Origin of the sequence: Microbacterium sp. P03, from assembly GCF_043556235.1 — a bacterium.
Lineage (GTDB): Bacteria > Actinomycetota > Actinomycetes > Actinomycetales > Microbacteriaceae > Microbacterium.
The window spans coordinates 1-14,987 of the sequence record NZ_JBIGIM010000006.1 but is presented as its reverse complement, the minus strand read 5'-3'; the positions used below and the strand labels follow the sequence as shown (position 1 = coordinate 14,987).

15 protein-coding genes are annotated in these 14,987 nt (G+C 68.9%); 8 read left to right on the top strand and 7 right to left on the bottom strand.

The window, feature by feature from the left end:
• The first annotated feature begins 216 nt into the window (after nt 1-216).
• A complete protein-coding gene (locus ACFXOO_RS14360; RefSeq protein WP_394563931.1) occupies nt 217-1,155 on the top strand; it encodes a heme o synthase in 939 nt (312 codons plus the stop codon).
• Between the two features lie 106 nt (nt 1,156-1,261).
• Here ACFXOO_RS14360 and ACFXOO_RS14355 read toward each other — a convergent pair whose 3' ends face one another.
• Nucleotides 1,262-1,732 (bottom strand): hypothetical protein, encoded by a 471-nt coding sequence (locus tag ACFXOO_RS14355; RefSeq protein WP_378840023.1) that lies wholly within the window; start codon nt 1,730-1,732, stop codon nt 1,262-1,264.
• A 193-nt stretch (nt 1,733-1,925) separates the two neighbouring features.
• Nucleotides 1,926-2,942 (bottom strand): heme A synthase, encoded by a 1,017-nt coding sequence (locus tag ACFXOO_RS14350; RefSeq protein WP_394563930.1) that lies wholly within the window; start codon nt 2,940-2,942, stop codon nt 1,926-1,928.
• A 253-nt stretch (nt 2,943-3,195) separates the two neighbouring features.
• Here ACFXOO_RS14350 and sufB point away from each other — a divergent pair, with 253 nt between their 5' ends.
• The 7 genes from sufB to ACFXOO_RS14315 all read left to right on the top strand — a co-directional run bounded on the left by sufB (nt 3,196) and on the right by ACFXOO_RS14315 (nt 9,940).
• The gene (sufB, locus tag ACFXOO_RS14345) at nt 3,196-4,614 is read left to right on the top strand and encodes a Fe-S cluster assembly protein SufB (RefSeq protein ID WP_378840018.1); all 1,419 of its coding nucleotides are present in this window, start codon (nt 3,196-3,198) and stop codon (nt 4,612-4,614) included.
• The gene (gene sufD, locus ACFXOO_RS14340; RefSeq protein WP_378850194.1) at nt 4,614-5,840 is read left to right on the top strand and encodes a Fe-S cluster assembly protein SufD; all 1,227 of its coding nucleotides are present in this window, start codon (nt 4,614-4,616) and stop codon (nt 5,838-5,840) included. The genes sufB and sufD overlap by 1 nt, the downstream gene beginning before the upstream one ends.
• Nucleotides 5,837-6,163, top strand: coding sequence for a non-heme iron oxygenase ferredoxin subunit (locus ACFXOO_RS14335; RefSeq protein WP_378840013.1), 327 nt, complete (start codon nt 5,837-5,839; stop codon nt 6,161-6,163). Before sufD ends, ACFXOO_RS14335 begins: the two co-directional genes overlap by 4 nt.
• Nucleotides 6,164-6,195: 32 nt before the next feature.
• Nucleotides 6,196-6,978: a Fe-S cluster assembly ATPase SufC gene (gene sufC / locus ACFXOO_RS14330; RefSeq protein WP_378840011.1), complete on the top strand. Its 783-nt coding sequence runs from the start codon at nt 6,196-6,198 to the stop codon at nt 6,976-6,978.
• Between the two features lie 10 nt (nt 6,979-6,988).
• Nucleotides 6,989-7,318 (top strand): metal-sulfur cluster assembly factor, encoded by a 330-nt coding sequence (locus tag ACFXOO_RS14325; protein ID WP_394563928.1) that lies wholly within the window; start codon nt 6,989-6,991, stop codon nt 7,316-7,318.
• A 94-nt stretch (nt 7,319-7,412) separates the two neighbouring features.
• The gene (locus tag ACFXOO_RS14320) at nt 7,413-8,573 is read left to right on the top strand and encodes a MalY/PatB family protein (RefSeq protein ID WP_394563927.1); all 1,161 of its coding nucleotides are present in this window, start codon (nt 7,413-7,415) and stop codon (nt 8,571-8,573) included.
• Complete coding sequence (locus ACFXOO_RS14315) at nt 8,570-9,940, top strand: MFS transporter (RefSeq protein ID WP_394563925.1); 1,371 nt, start codon at nt 8,570-8,572, stop codon at nt 9,938-9,940. The genes ACFXOO_RS14320 and ACFXOO_RS14315 overlap by 4 nt, the downstream gene beginning before the upstream one ends.
• A gap of 9 nt (nt 9,941-9,949) precedes the next feature.
• Here ACFXOO_RS14315 and ACFXOO_RS14310 read toward each other — a convergent pair whose 3' ends face one another.
• The 5 genes from ACFXOO_RS14310 to ACFXOO_RS14290 are packed head-to-tail and all read right to left on the bottom strand — an operon-like array spanning nt 9,950 to nt 14,816.
• Nucleotides 9,950-10,861 (bottom strand): siderophore-interacting protein, encoded by a 912-nt coding sequence (locus ACFXOO_RS14310; protein ID WP_378840000.1) that lies wholly within the window; start codon nt 10,859-10,861, stop codon nt 9,950-9,952.
• Nucleotides 10,858-11,718, bottom strand: a complete 861-nt coding sequence (locus tag ACFXOO_RS14305; RefSeq protein WP_378839997.1) for an ABC transporter ATP-binding protein — start codon at nt 11,716-11,718, stop codon at nt 10,858-10,860. Before ACFXOO_RS14305 ends, ACFXOO_RS14310 begins: the two co-directional genes overlap by 4 nt.
• The gene (locus ACFXOO_RS14300) at nt 11,715-12,767 is read right to left on the bottom strand and encodes a FecCD family ABC transporter permease (protein ID WP_378839994.1); all 1,053 of its coding nucleotides are present in this window, start codon (nt 12,765-12,767) and stop codon (nt 11,715-11,717) included. The genes ACFXOO_RS14305 and ACFXOO_RS14300 overlap by 4 nt, the downstream gene beginning before the upstream one ends.
• Complete coding sequence (locus tag ACFXOO_RS14295) at nt 12,764-13,810, bottom strand: FecCD family ABC transporter permease (RefSeq protein ID WP_378850210.1); 1,047 nt, start codon at nt 13,808-13,810, stop codon at nt 12,764-12,766. Before ACFXOO_RS14295 ends, ACFXOO_RS14300 begins: the two co-directional genes overlap by 4 nt.
• A gap of 4 nt (nt 13,811-13,814) precedes the next feature.
• Nucleotides 13,815-14,816, bottom strand: a complete 1,002-nt coding sequence (locus ACFXOO_RS14290) for an iron-siderophore ABC transporter substrate-binding protein (protein WP_378850215.1) — start codon at nt 14,814-14,816, stop codon at nt 13,815-13,817.
• Nucleotides 14,817-14,987: the final 171 nt, after the last annotated feature.

The following is a 14,987-nucleotide window of genomic DNA, read 5'->3' as shown; positions in this document are numbered from 1 at the left end:
TGGGCGCGCGTGTTTTCAGCATAGCGAAGGCGCCCGCGGCAATGGGGGGAAGCGTCGTTGTGCGACGACCCTTGCGTCGCCGGGGTCATGGGTGTTACGCATCCACCACCCCGCCTTCGGCGATGCGGGGCCACGACGGACGCCTCCTCGGATCGACCGTGGATGCTCATGCCCTAGACTTGGAGCGTCTTCACGGCGGCGGTACAACGGGGGAAAATGGACATCTCGACGGGCATCTCAGTCCCGTCGACGGCGACCGTTCCGGTCGCTGGTCGCACCTTCGGTCGCAAGGTCCGCGCGTACGTCGCCCTCACGAAGCCGCGCGTGCTCGAACTGCTGCTGGTGACGACCGTCCCCGTCATGATCCTCGCGCAGGGCGGGCTCCCCGACCTGTGGCTCGTGCTCGCGACCGTCGTCGGCGGATCGCTCAGCGCCGGGTCGGCCGCGACGTTCAACATGTACCTCGACCGCGACATCGACGCGCACATGCAGCGCACCGTCAATCGGCCCCTCGTGACCGGCGAAGTGTCGCCGCGCGGCGCGCTCGTCTTCGCGTGGACGCTGGCCGCGGCATCCACCGTCTGGCTCGCCCTGACGACGAATTGGCTCGCGGCCGTGCTGTCCGTCGGCGCCATCTTCTTCTACGTCGTGATCTACACGATGATCCTCAAGCGCCGCACCGAGCAGAACATCGTGTGGGGCGGGATCGCCGGCTGCTTCCCCGTTCTGATCGGATGGACCGCGGTCACGGGATCGCTGGCGTGGACGCCGATGATCCTGTTCGCGCTCGTGTTCCTCTGGACGCCGCCGCACTACTGGCCCCTGTCGATGAAGTACAAGGATCAGTACGAGGACGTGGACGTTCCCATGCTGGGCGCCACACGCAGCGGTTCGCAGGTGGGGCTCCAGGTGATCCTGTACGCGTGGGCGACAGTGGCCTGCTCCCTGCTGCTGATCCCGGTGGCGTCGATGGGCCTGGTGTACACGGTGTCGGCGCTGGTGTTCGGCGGGTGGTTCGTCTACGAGTCGCACCGTCTCTACACGCGGGCGGTCCGCGGAACCGAGCCGCGGCCCATGCGGGTGTTCCACGCGTCGATCACGTATCTGACGCTTCTGTTCGTCTCGATCGCGATCGACCCACTGCTGCCGTTCTAGCGGTCGCCGTCACGGTCCGCTGGTCGGCCGGACGCGGGCGACGGGTCGGGCGCGTCCGGGCGGCCAGAGGACCCTCACGCACGGCGCCGCGGCGCGTGTTCTGGATTCAGCGGGCGCCGGTGGTCTCTCCGGCATCGGTCTGCGTCCGGGGCGCGGGCTCGTATCCCACGATCCGACCGTCGGCGTCGTCGACCTCCACCACGGTGTCCGTGTCGGTGAACGGGGCTGCCGCCGCGGGGGCGGCGGCGGGGAGGGTGTCGAGGTCCTCGTCGAAGTCGTCGGACGCCGCGATCTCGATCTCCTCGACGACGGCCGCGGGCAGGAACGACCGGACGACGGCCAGGGTGAGCACCAGCACGAGGCCGATCAGACCGGCGGTGAGGAGGCCTGCCCCGACGGTGACCCAGGCCTGGCCTGCGTACACCTCGACACCTGTGGCGCTGCCGTCGGTGATCGTGGAGGTCATGGTGCCGATCTTGTCGAGCACGAGCCAGATGCCGAGTGCGGCGCTGGCGATCGAGCCGATGAGGAGCACCCAGAACGGGATGCTGCGGATCAGGCGGGGACGAACGGACATGTGTGATGCTCCTTGCGGTGGGGGAGCCGCATCGAGTGCGGCTTCGGTCAGCCTGGGGTCTCTACCCATGCGGATCCTCTCCGCATCCTATGCGTGGGCTGTGCGCGCCCCGACCGCGCGGATCGGGAGCGACGGCGACGGGCGCCCTCGGCACGCCGATCGGCGAAGGGGGTGCGCGCGCACGGCCGCGTCGTCAGCGACGGATCGCCGGCGCCGCAGAGCCGGGACGCATGCGGTCCGAGACCTCGTCGTCCGCGGGGGCGAGGGGAACAGGAGAGACGGCCTGCGTGAGGTGCACGAGCGCGGCGGTCATCGCCGCGACAAGCAGCATCGCGAGCACCATGTGGATGTTCACCAGCACGATCGGCAGCCCGGTGCGCGCCTGCCACACACCGACGACGATCTGCACCACCTCCACCGACAGCAACAGCGTCGCCCACAGGGTGAGCCGTTGGGCGGCACCCGTCCAGCGTGCGCCGATGAGCAGCGCCAGAGTGAGTCCGAACGTCGCATAGGCGGGCCAGGAGTGCACGTGCTGCATGAGCTCGGGGTCGAGCCCGTTCCTCGAGGCGCCGCCGTCACCGGCGTGCGGACCGGACCCGGTGACGAGGATGCCGACGACGACCGTGATCACCGTCAGGACAGCCGTCGCCCAGGCGAGCGTCGAATACCACCGGGGGACCGCGCGGGCGCGCGGGCCCGGCACGGCGTACACCCGCGCCACGAGGAGCGCGGACAGCGCCACCAGGATCGCGGACGCGAAGAAGTGGAGGCCGACGACGTACGGGTTCAGGTTCGTCAGCACCGTGATACCGCCCAGCACCGCCTGCAGCGGGATGTACAGGCCGATCACCAGGGCGAGCCAGAACAGATCGCGCCGTGTGCGCCGCATCCGCACCACGAACAGGAACATGGCGATCGCCACGATCGCCAGGACGAAAGTCAGCAGGCGGTTGCCGAACTCGATGACACCGTGGATGCCCATTTCCGGTGTCGCCACGAGGGAGCCGTTTGTGCATTCCGGCCAGGTCGGGCATCCGAGACCCGAGCCCGTCAGACGGACCAGGCCGCCCGTGCCGACGATGCCGATCTGCACCACGAGGGTCGCCCAGGCGGCGACGACCACCCGCCGGTCGATCGTGCGGGGCAGCCGGTCTCGGAGCGCTCGCAGGAGCGATGGACGGGTGTCGATGGTGCGGTCCGCGGACATGCTGTCTCGCCTTCAGGTGCGACGCGCCCCGCGGGAGCGGGGAGGTGGCTCCGTCTGCCCGGGGGACGGCGAAGCCTGTAGAATCGGGGGGTCGGGATGCGGATGATTTCAGCGATCCGCTCCACTGACAGTGTAGGCGCGCAAGACGGCGCCACTTGAGAGGGCCCACCAGCGGCATCCCACTCCCCGGACTTCCTGGGAAGCGGAATGCCGGGGCGGATGACACCGTTGTGGCCCAGAGGAGAGTGACTTCATGTCTGATGTGCTGATCGATCGACCCGAGCTCGCAAGTCTCGGCCAATACGAGTTCGGATGGCACGACGCGGATGCCGCGGGAGCCGCTGCGCAGCGCGGACTCAGCGAGAGCGTCGTGCGCGGGATCTCCGCGCTCAAGAACGAGCCCGAATGGATGCTCAAGAACCGCCTCAAGGCGCTTGACCTGTTCGGTCGCAAGCCGATGCCGACGTGGGGTGCAGACCTCAGTGACATCGATTTCGACAACATCAAGTACTTCGTGCGTTCGACCGAGAAGCAGGCGACCACGTGGGAGGAGCTCCCCGAGGAGATCCGCAACACCTACGAACGCCTCGGCATCCCCGAAGCCGAACGTCAGCGGCTGGTCGCCGGCGTCGCCGCGCAGTACGAGTCCGAGGTGGTGTACCACCAGATCCGCGAGGACCTCGAAGAGCAGGGTGTCATCTTCATGGACACCGACACGGCGCTCCGCGAGCACCCGGAGTTCTTCGAAGAGTACTTCGGCACCGTGATCCCCTCCGGCGACAACAAGTTCGCGGCGCTGAACACCTCGGTGTGGTCGGGCGGATCGTTCGTCTACGTCCCGAAGGGCGTGCACGTCGAGATTCCGCTGCAGGCCTACTTCCGCATCAACACCGAGAACATGGGCCAGTTCGAGCGGACGCTGATCATCGCCGACGAGGACTCCTACGTCCACTACATCGAGGGCTGCACGGCGCCGATCTACAAGAGCGACTCGCTGCACTCCGCGGTCGTCGAGATCATCGTGAAGAAGAATGCGCGTGTGCGCTACACGACGATCCAGAACTGGTCGAACAACGTCTACAACCTCGTGACGAAGCGCGCGATCGCGCACGAGGGCGCCACGATGGAATGGATCGACGGCAACATCGGGTCGAAGGTCACCATGAAGTACCCGTCGATCTTCCTGGTCGGCGAGCACGCCAAGGGCGAGACACTCTCCGTAGCCTTCGCAGGGCCCGGTCAGCACCAGGACGCCGGCGCCAAGATGGTTCACATGGCGCCGTACACGCAGTCATCCATCGTGTCGAAGTCGATCGCGCGCGGCGGCGGTCGTGCGGGCTACCGCGGCGAGGTGCGGGTCGAGGCGAACGCGCACCACTCGGCCAACACGGTCCGCTGCGACGCGCTGCTCGTGGACTCGATCTCGCGCTCCGACACGTATCCGTCGATCGACATCCGTGTCGACGACGTGCAGCTCGGCCACGAGGCCACGGTCTCGAAGGTCAGCGAGGAGCAGCTGTTCTACCTGATGAGTCGGGGCATGCCGGAGGACGAGGCCATGGCCATGATCGTCCGCGGCTTCATCGAGCCCATCGCCCGCGAGCTCCCGATGGAGTACGCCATGGAACTGAACAAGCTCATCGAGATGGGCATGGAAGGGTCCGTGGGCTGATGGTCTCGCTCACCCAAGCCCCGGCGACCACACCGTCGGGGGCACCTGTCGCGGGCAGCACTGCGCACTCCGACGGTGCTTTCGTCCCCGTGCAGACCCGATCCGACCGTCCCTGGTCTTATGCGGTCGCGGACTTCCCCGTCCCGACCGGTCGCGAGGTCAACTGGAAGCATGTTCCGGTCGCACGTCTCGGCACGATCTTCCAGGACGAGGAGTCGGATGCCGGCGCGCTGACTTACGACGTCGATGCGCCCGCGGGGATCATCGTCGATTCGACGGGGTGGGACGCACCGGTGCGCGGAGAGGTCTTCCGCCCCGAGGACCGCGCCAGTGCCATCGCCTGGACCCGGTCGGCAGACGCTCTGCACCTCCGTGTTCCCGCAGGTCGCGAACTCGAGGACCCGATCCGGGTGCGCATCGAAGGATCGGGCGCGGGCCGCAAGGGCACCGCGCACCTGATCATCGAAGCGATGCCGCAGTCGGTCGCCACGGTGATCCTCGAGCACACGGGGTCGGCCGAGTTCGCGCAGAACGTCGAGATCGTCGTCCGCGACGGGGCGCACCTCACGGTCATCACGGTGCAGGACTGGGCTGACGACGCAGTGCACGCCTCGGCGCACCAGGCTCGCGTCGACCGCGATGCCAACCTGCGCCACATCGTTGTCAGCCTCGGCGGCGGCGTCGCCCGTATCAACCCCTCCGTCGAACTGGCGGGCACCGGCTCGTCCGGTGACCTGTTCGGTCTCAGCTTCGCCGATGCCGGGCAGCATCTCGAGAGCCAGGTGTATCTGCACCACAAAGGCGCCGAGACGCGTGGCAACGTGCTGTACAAGGGCGCGCTCCAGGGGGAGTCTGCGCGCAGCGTGTGGATCGGGGACGTCCTCATCGGTCCGAACGCCACCGGGACAGACTCCTACGAGGCGAATCGCAATCTGGTGCTCACGGACGGCGCTCGCGCCGAGTCCATCCCGAACCTCGAGATCGAGACCGGCGACATCCGCGGGGCCGGTCACGCGAGTGCAACCGGTCGTTTCGACGACGAGCAGCTCTTCTACCTCCAGTCGCGCGGCATCTCGGAGTCGGAGGCGCGTCGCCTGGTCGTCCGCGGATTCCTCGCCGAGATCGTCCAGCGCATCGGGGTGACCGAACTCGAGGACCGCATCAACCTGGCGATCGAACGCGAGCTTCTCGCCTCCGAGCATCTGGTCGCGGGAGCCTCCTCGTGAGTGCGTCGCGCGTCTGTGCGCTCAGCGAGCTCGAGCAGGATGCCGCGGTCCGCTTCGAAGTGGACGGCGTGCCGATCGCCGTGGTGCTCGACTCGGCCGGCGAGGTCCACGCCATCGGCGACACCTGCACGCACGGCGACATCTCACTCGCCGAGGGATTCGTGGAAGGCGACACGCTCGAATGCTGGGCGCACGGATCCGCCTTCTCGCTCCGCACCGGCAAGCCCCTCAACCTCCCCGCGTACGAACCGGTCCCGGTCTACGCCGTCACGATCGAGGGGGACGATGTGCTCATCGATCCCTCCGTGCTCAAGGCACCGTGACCACCGAATCGAATCGACGAAGGAAGCACAGAATGTCTGTCCTCGAAATCCGTGACCTCCATGTGACGGTCGAAACGGAAGCCGGCACCACCCCCATCCTCAACGGCCTCACGCTCACGATCCGCACGGGCGAGACGCACGCCATCATGGGGCCCAACGGCTCCGGCAAGTCCACCCTCGCCTACACGATCGCCGGTCACCCCAAGTACACCGTGACGAGCGGAACGATCACCCTCGACGGCGACGATGTGCTGGCGATGACCGTGGACGAGCGTGCGCGCGCGGGCCTCTTCCTCGCGATGCAGTACCCGGTCGAGATCCCCGGCGTGACGGTGACGAACTTCCTGCGCACGGCGAAGACCGCGATCGACGGCGAGGCCCCGCCCATCCGCACGTGGACGAAAGACGTCAAGGCGTCGATGAAGAACCTCCGGATGGACCCGAAGTTCGCTCAGCGCAACGTCAACGAGGGCTTCTCCGGCGGCGAGAAGAAGCGTCACGAGATCCTCCAGCTCGAGCTGCTCCGCCCTCAGATCGCCGTCCTCGACGAGACCGACTCCGGTCTCGACGTCGATGCGTTGAAGATCGTCTCCGAGGGGGTCAACCGCGCGAAGGCCGAGACCGGCCTCGGCGTGCTCCTCATCACGCACTACACGCGCATCCTGCGGTACATCCATCCCGACTTCGTCCACGTGATGGTGGCGGGTCGCATCGTCGAGGAGGGCGGTCCGGAACTGGCCACCCGCCTCGAGGACGAGGGCTACGACCGCTTCACCGAGCCGGTGCTCGAGGGCTCCGCCGACCTGGACGCGTAGGATCACCGCCATGGCTGCGACCCTCACGCCCGAGAAGTACGACGATGTCACCGAGGCTCTCAAAGACGTCATGGATCCCGAGCTGGGGATCAACGTCGTCGACCTCGGCCTCATCTACGATCTCGCCTGGGACGACGAGAACGACGCGCTGGTCATCCACATGACGCTGACATCCGCCGGGTGTCCGCTGACCGATGTGCTCGAGGAGCAGACCGCCCAGGCGCTCGATGCGGTCGTCGACCGCTTCCGCATCAACTGGGTGTGGATGCCGCCGTGGGGTCCGGAACGGATCACCGACGACGGGCGCGACATGATGCGGGCTCTAGGTTTCGCGATCTGACCCCGGGGCCGCCCACCCGAGGTCGGGTGGGCCCGTGCGTCCTTCTGCGACGCGCGGGGCGAAGCCGACGGAGCGTCGTCGATAGGCTCGAACGGTGAACGCGACACTCCTTCAGGCGCTGCCGATCGAAGAGCTGCGTCAGCGATCGAGCACGAAATGGCGGCGCTACCCCGTGGACGTGCTGCCGCTCTTCGTGGCCGAGACCGACTATGCCCTCGCCCCCGCCATCACACGCGCCCTCACGCGCGCCGTCGAGCTCGGAGACACCGGCTACACGCCTCCCCAGCCCGGTGTGAGCGACGCGTTCGTCGGTTTCGCCGAGCGTCGGTGGGGGTGGCACATCGACCCCGCCACGGTCCGCTGGACGGGCGACGTGATGATGGGCGTCGTCGAGATCCTCCGACGCGTCATCGACCCGGGCGACCGCGTCGTGGTCATGCCTCCCGTCTACCCGCCGTTCTTCGACACCGTCGAGGAGGCGGGTGGCGTCGTCGAGCGTGTCCCGCTCGCTCGCACCACGACCGGATGGGAGATCGATCTGGCCGCCCTGGAAGCCGCCCTCATCCGTGGCGCTCGCGCGGTCCTGCTGTGCAGCCCGCACAACCCGACGGGGACGGTGCATTCCGCGGCGACACTGGCAGCACTCGCCGAACTCGCCGAACGGTTCGGAGCTGTGGTCGTCAGCGACGAGATCCACGCCCCGCTCACGCACGTTCCGCATGCCTTCGTTCCGTTCCTGGCCGCGTCGGACGCGGCATCCCGCGTCGGGTACGCCGTGACGAGCGCGAGCAAGACGTTCAACCTCGCCGGTCTGAAGTGCGCGGTGATGATCGCCGGCGGCCCCGCACAGGCGCGCGTTCTGCAGTCGCTGCCCTGGGAGGTCGAGTGGCGCACCGGTCTGTTCGGAGCTCTGGCCAACGTCGCGGCCTATTCCATCGAGAGCGACGAGTGGTTGGACAGCCTCGGGGCGACGCTCCTGGAGAGCCGGGGCCTGCTCGCCAGGCTGCTCGCCGAGCACCTCCCCGAGGCCCGCTTCCTCCCGCCCGAGGCGGGGTTCCTGGGGTGGGTGGACGTGTCGGCCTACGGCTGGGGAGACAATCCGTCTCGTCGGATCCTGCGGGACGCGAAAGTCGCGCTCCACCACGGGCCGCTTTTCGGGACCGAGGGGATCGGGCACGTGCGTATCAACTTCGCGTGCTCCCCGGACCTGCTCGCCGAGGCGGTGAGGCGTATCGGTGCGCTCCGCGCGCCGTGAGCGCAATCGATCGCAGCGCACCGCCCGGCATCTGGAGCGCCGAGTACGTCGCCGTCACGGTGGGTGCCGTGGCGCTCATCTTCCTTGCTGCACTGCAGTCGCTGGCGGTGACGACGGTCATGCCGGTGGTCAGCGCAGATCTGGATGGGGCAGCACTGTACGCCGTGGCGTTTTCGGGAACCCTCGCGACGAGTGTCATCGGAATGGTCGCCGCCGGCGCCTGGGCCGATCGGTCGGGGCCCGTGGCTCCGCTCACGACCGCCGTCGTGCTGTTCGTGATCGGCCTCTCGCTGGCGGGCCTCGCGGGTGACATGCCGACCCTGGTGGTCGGCCGGCTCATCCAGGGCCTCGGTACGGGCGGCCAGACCGTCGCCCTGTACGTGGTCGTGGCGCGCGTGTACCCGGCTGCCCTGCATGGACGGGTGTTCGCGGCGTTTTCGGCGGCGTGGGTGGTCCCGTCGCTGATCGGGCCCTTTCTCGCGGGAGCGGTGACGGAGTACCTGCACTGGCGATGGGTGTTCCTGGGCGTCGCGATCCTCACCGTCGCTGCTTTCGCCTCCGTGCTCGCCCGCCTCCACGGCCGCGACGTCCGCACCGCCGATCCCGTGCACGAGCCCGTGGTCGGTCGTCTGCTGTGGGCAGTCGGCGTGGCGGTCGCCGCGCTGCTCCTCAGCGTCTCGGGTGAACTCGGCGGATGGGCGGGGACGGCGGTCGTCGCATCCGCTGTTCTCCTCGTGATCGCCATCAAGCCGCTCCTCCCCTCGGGCACCCTGCGCATCGCCCGTGGTCTCCCGAGCGTCGTGCTGATGCGCGGCCTGATCGCGGGCGCACTGTTCGGCGCGGAGATCTACGTGCCGTACCTCCTCATCGACGAATACGAGTTCTCACCCACCTGGGCCGGTCTCGGGCTCACGGCCTCGGCGCTCGCCTGGGCGTTCGGCGCACAGGTGCAGGGCCGCCACGGCGACCGCATCGGCAACGCCCGTATCACCCTTCTCGGCACGACGCAGCTGGCCGCCGCGATCGCGATCGCCGGCCTCACCGCGCTCCTGCATCTGCCGGCCGCCGTCGCCATCATCGGCTGGACGCTGTCGGGGCTGGGCATGGGGTTGATGTATCCGAGGCTGACCGTGCTGACGCTCGCGTACTCGCGGCCGCAGAATCAGGGCTTCAATTCGTCCGCACTGTCCATCGCCGATTCCATCGGCGCCGCGACCGCGATCGCGGTGATGGGGCTCGTGTTCACCTCGTTGGCGGGAACCGGGGTCGCCTTCGCGGCCGCGTTCGGCATCGCACTGGTGCTCGCCCTCGGCGCGGTCGTCCCGGGTCTCAGGCTCGGCCGTGTCCACGACACGGGCGGGGACTGACCGCCCGGCTCAGTTCTCGGCGCGACCGAGTCGCCAGTAGCCCATGAACGCGACGGCACGGCGGTCGACCCCGTGATCGGTGACCAGGTGCCGCCGCAGTGCTTTGATCGCGCCGGCCTCGCCCGCGAGCCACGCGTAGAGCGGCGCGCTCTTGAGGGCGGCGCCGCCCTTCGCGGTGCGCGGCACCTCCCAGAGGATGTCGGAGTCGATGTCGATCTCCTCGACTTCGGCGCCTCTGCCCTCCGGTACGAGCTGCGCTGCCACATCCTCCACCGCCCGCACGAGGTGCGCGTGCCGCGCACCGTCTCCGCGCGCTGCGACGACGTAGTCGAAACCCGGGTGCCGCGGCAGATAGGCGATGTCGTCGGCGTGCGGGACCTCGAGCACCACCGTGCCGCGGGCGTCCGCGGCGAGCTGCTCGAGGATCACGGCGATCGCGGGCGCGGCCGTCTCATCGCCGGCGAGAAGGATGCGCTCGGACCGCGCCGGCGGAACGAAGTCGATGCCGAAGCTGACACCTTCGTGCGCCGTCGTCGGCCCGCAGATCAGGACTTCGTCTCCGACGGACGCCTGCTCGATCCACGCCGACGCGGGACCGAGCACATCATGCGCGACCATGTCGATGTCGACCTCGTTCCTGAGGTTCCGCACCGCTCGCGTGGTGTAGGTGCGGAACGTCGGCCGAGCATCCTCGGGCATGTCGCGCCACGTGGCGTACCAGGCGTCGTCGACGGGCATGGTGTCCAGGCCGGCCTCCGGCGCGGGGAACACCACCTTGACGCGCTGATCGAAACCCGGGTCGCCGTAGTCGGCGAGGTCGTCGCCACCGAAGGTGAAACGGCGGAAGCTGGGCGTGAGGTCGGTGATGGCCGTGACCCGGGCGCGGAAGAAGCGTGCCGTGCGGATGGCGGTGGACGTCATGAGAAGATCTCCGGTTCGGATGGGGAGCGTGAGGCAGCGCCCGGCTCGACAGCCCGGGGCAGGACGTGATGGCGGCCGCGCGGCAGGACGATGGGCGTGCCCGAGACGGGATCGGGGATGACGACGCACTCGAGATCGAAGACCTCGCGGATGAGCTCCGCCGTCATCACCTCGCCCGGCCGCCCCTCGGCGATGATCTGCCCCTCCCGCATCGCGAAGACATGGTCGGCATAGCGGGCAGCGAGGTTGACGTCATGCAGCACCATGACGATCGTGGTGCCCCGGTCGCGGTTGAGGTCGGTGAGCAGGTCGAGCACCTCGATCTGGTGCGCCACGTCGAGGAAGGTCGTCGGCTCGTCCAGCAGCAGGATGTCGGTCTCCTGCGCGAGGGCCATCGCGATCCACACCCGCTGGCGCTGGCCGCCGGAGAGCTCGTCGACGGCTCGGTCCGCGAGATCGGTCGTGCCCGTCGCGGCGAGGGCGTCCGCCACGACCTGGTAGTCGCGGTCGTTCCAGCGGGCGAGCAGCTTCTGATGGGGGTGGCGCCCGCGGCCCACGAGGTCGGCGACCGCGATCCCCTCCGGTGCGATCGGGCTCTGCGGCAGCAGCCCGAGCGTGCGCGCGATCTCCTTCGAGTGCCCGGTGTGCAGCGCCTTGCCGTCGAGCACGATCCGGCCGGATCGTGGCGCGATCAGGCGCGCCAGTGCACGCAGAAGCGTGGACTTGCCGCATCCGTTCGCCCCCACGATGGCCGTGATCTCGCCGGGCGGAATCTGCAGATCGAGGTGGTCGACGATCGTGCGGTCGCCGTAGCCGAGAACCACGGACTCTGCCGCGAGACTGTGCGCGTGCGTCATAGCGCGCCTCCTGAACGATTCATCCTGATGAGAAGGAAGATGAGATAGGGCGCGCCGAGCACGCCGGTGATGACGCCGACCGGGTACCGGGAGTCGAAGGCGAACTGCCCGATGAGGTCGGCCGTCAGCACCAGCAGGGCACCGACGAATCCGGCCGGGATCAGCAGCGAGGAACCCGGGCCGACGATGCGTGCGGCGATCGGACCCGCCATGAACGCGACGAAGGCGATCGGCCCGCTCGCGGCGGTCGCGATGGCCAGGAGGGCGACGGCCGCGATGATGAGCACCATGCGGGTACGACCCACGCGCACGCCGAGACTCGCAGCGGAGTCGTCGCCCAGTCGGAGCACGCCGAGCCCCCGGGCCTGCGAGAGGAGCAACGGAACGAGGACCAGGCAGGCGATCGCGACAGGGACGACCGTCTGCCAGGTGGCTCCGTTGAGACTGCCGGTCAGCCAGCGCATGGCGGTCTGCAGATCCCAGGTGGCGGCGCGCGAGAGGACATAGGTGACGACGCTGTCGAGCATGGCGGCCACGCCGATGCCGATCAGGATGAGGCGGGTGCCCGCGAAACCACCGCGATTCGAGAGGAGGTAGATCGCTCCCGCGGTGAGGAGAGCTCCGACGAGCGCGAACACGGAAACGGTCGCCTCGTCGAGCGACAGCACGATGAGGGCGATCACCGCCGCGGCGCTGGCGCCGGCGGAGATGCCGATGATGTCGGGCGAGGCCAGGGGGTTGCGCAGCATCGTCTGGAAGGTGACACCCGCGACGCCGAAGCAGAGACCTGACAGCAGTCCCAGAGTCGCGCGCGGCAGACGGAGGTCGCCCACGGCGAAGGATGCCCCGGGCACGGTCTGCCCGAGCATCACGCGGAGGACTTCGCCGGGCCCGTAGAACGTGTTGCCGACCATGAGCGACGCCGCGAACACGACGAGGACGGCGGCCGCAAGCACGCCCGTGATGAGCGCACGACGCCGGGTGCGGCGGCGGCGCCCTCTCGCGACATCCTGCACGGCGGAATGGGCCGGAGCCAGGCGGGTGCTCACAGCTCGCGTACTTTCTGGCGCCGCACGATCCAGATGAAGAAGGGTGCGCCGACCAGAGCGGTGATGATGCCGACCTCGATCTCGGACGGGCGCGCCACCACTCGGCCGATGATGTCGGCCGTGACCAGCAGCCCGGCGCCGGTGAGCGCGGAGAAGGGGATGAGCCAACGGTGGTCGGTGCCGACGAGCAGTCGGCAGAAGTGGGGGATCACCAGACCGACGAAGCCGATCGGACCGGCGATCGCGGTGGCGGCTCCGCACAGGATCACTGCCCCGGCGGACGCGACCAGCCGGGTGCGCATCACCTTCTCGCCGAGTCCCGCGGCGAGATCGTCGCCGAGGGCGAGGGTGTTCATCCCTCGCGCGGTGGCGAGGCAGATGAGTGCGCCGACCGCGAGCACGGGCAGCGCGATACCGATGCGATCCCAGGTCGCGCCGCCGACGCCGCCGATCTGCCAGAAGCGGAACTGCTCCATGATGTCGGCGCGCGGCAGGAGGATGGCGCTCACGAGCGACATGAACGCGGCGGACGTCGCTGCTCCCGCGAGCGCGAGCTTGAGCGGCGTGGCGCCGCCGCCGCCGAGCGAGCCCACCGTGTAGACGAACACCGCGGCTCCCGCGGCACCCACGATCGACAGCGCCATGGTCGTGTACGGGCTGCTGACGCTGAAGAAGGCGATGCCGATGACGACCGCGAGCGCTGCGCCGCCCGAGACGCCGAGGATGCCCGGGTCGGCCAGCGGATTGCGGGTGACCGCCTGCATGGCGGCTCCCGACACCGCCAGCGCCGCTCCGACCAGGAGGGCGAGGACCGTTCGCGGGACTCGCGCGATGACGGCCGCCTGACCGACGGTGCTGACGTCGCCGCCGAGGGCCGCGAAGATCTCGGTCAGCGAGACGGTGCGCGTGCCGAAGGCCACGGATGCCACGCAGAGCAGTGCGACCAGAACCAGGGTCGCCCCCAGCCACGCCAGACGCACCGCTGCCGGACGACGCAGGCGTGCGGCGTCCGGCAGCGGTGTGCGCGTCTGCGTGACGGTCACGTGATCAGCGCAGCGCGCCTGCGAGCAGCGCGAAGTAGTCGTGGATGCCCCAGCCGATGGAGAGCGGCGAGGGGTTCGCCGATGCGGCCAGCGGCGTGCTGTTCTCGAGGACGGCGACGTGGCCGGCGGCGATGGCCGGGATCTGGGAGAGCAGGGGGTCCGCCTGCATCTGCGCGACGATCGCGCCGTCGGCGTCGCCGTAGGTGACGAACACGTCGACATCGTCGAAACGGTCGGCCTCTTCGGCGCTCACCGTGCCGAGGAAGGCATCGCTCTTCGCGGTCTCGTCGGCCACGACAGTCGGGGTCGGCATGCCGAGGCTCTCCAGGAACCCGGGACGGGTGTCATGGCTGGTGTAGAAGCCGATCTGGCTGAGATCGGCCGGATCGAAGTAGGAGAACAGCACCGTCGATTCGGCGAGCTCGGGGAAATCCGCGAGGGCGGTCTGCACCTCGGTGTGAAGCTCTTCGATGAGCGCCTCGCCCTCGGTCGGCAGGCCGATCGCCTTCGAGTTCATCGTGATCATGTCCTCGTAGGACGTGCTCCAGGCCACGTCGGGGTACGCCACGACGGGCGCGATCTTCGACAGGGTGTCGTAATCCTCCTGCGTCAGGCCGGAGTACGCGGCCAGGATCACATCGGGCTGCGTGTCGGCCACCGCTTCGAAGTCGATCCCGTCGGTCTCGTCGAACAGCACCGGCGTCTCGGCACCGAGCTCTTCGAGCTTGTCCTCGACCCAGGGCAGGACTCCGTCACCGTCGTCGTCTCCCCAGGTGGCCTTGCTCATCCCGACCGGGACCACGCCGAGAGCGAGCGGCACTTCGTGATTCGCCCAGGCGACGGTTGCGATGCGCTCGGGCTTGGATTCGATGGTCGTCTCACCCAGCGCATGCTCGATCGTGACGGGGAAGCCGTCGGACGAACCGGGCGCGGCGGCGGTCTCACCGCTCGCGGACGCACCGGAGCATCCGGCGAGAAGTAGGGCGGCGGCTGCGGCGGTCGCCATTGCTGCGGCGAGGCGGGTGCGGGTGCGGGGCACGGGGATCCTCCAGGTAGATAGGTAAGGAAACCCTAACATCCTCCCAGAACGGCGTTCGAGTCCCCGCTGATTCATCCGTCGGCACCCACACGAGGCTTCTGACACGCGCCCCGAGCGACCGCCGCACGCACAGGAGCG

Excerpts from the sequence above, each read along its gene's own strand:
- sufC (WP_378840011.1), top strand. The coding sequence starts at position 6,196 with ATGTCTGTCCTCGAAATCCGTGACCTCCATGTGACGGTCGAAACGGAA.
- ACFXOO_RS14360 (WP_394563931.1), top strand. The coding sequence starts at position 217 with ATGGACATCTCGACGGGCATCTCAGTCCCGTCGACGGCGACCGTTCCG.
- ACFXOO_RS14305 (WP_378839997.1), bottom strand. The coding sequence starts at position 11,718 with ATGACGCACGCGCACAGTCTCGCGGCAGAGTCCGTGGTTCTCGGCTAC.
- sufD (WP_378850194.1), top strand. The coding sequence starts at position 4,614 with ATGGTCTCGCTCACCCAAGCCCCGGCGACCACACCGTCGGGGGCACCT.
- ACFXOO_RS14355 (WP_378840023.1), bottom strand. The coding sequence starts at position 1,732 with ATGTCCGTTCGTCCCCGCCTGATCCGCAGCATCCCGTTCTGGGTGCTC.
- ACFXOO_RS14325 (WP_394563928.1), top strand. The coding sequence starts at position 6,989 with ATGGCTGCGACCCTCACGCCCGAGAAGTACGACGATGTCACCGAGGCT.
- sufB (WP_378840018.1), top strand. The coding sequence starts at position 3,196 with ATGTCTGATGTGCTGATCGATCGACCCGAGCTCGCAAGTCTCGGCCAA.
- ACFXOO_RS14350 (WP_394563930.1), bottom strand. The coding sequence starts at position 2,942 with ATGTCCGCGGACCGCACCATCGACACCCGTCCATCGCTCCTGCGAGCG.
- ACFXOO_RS14290 (WP_378850215.1), bottom strand. The coding sequence starts at position 14,816 with ATGGCGACCGCCGCAGCCGCCGCCCTACTTCTCGCCGGATGCTCCGGT.
- ACFXOO_RS14310 (WP_378840000.1), bottom strand. The coding sequence starts at position 10,861 with ATGACGTCCACCGCCATCCGCACGGCACGCTTCTTCCGCGCCCGGGTC.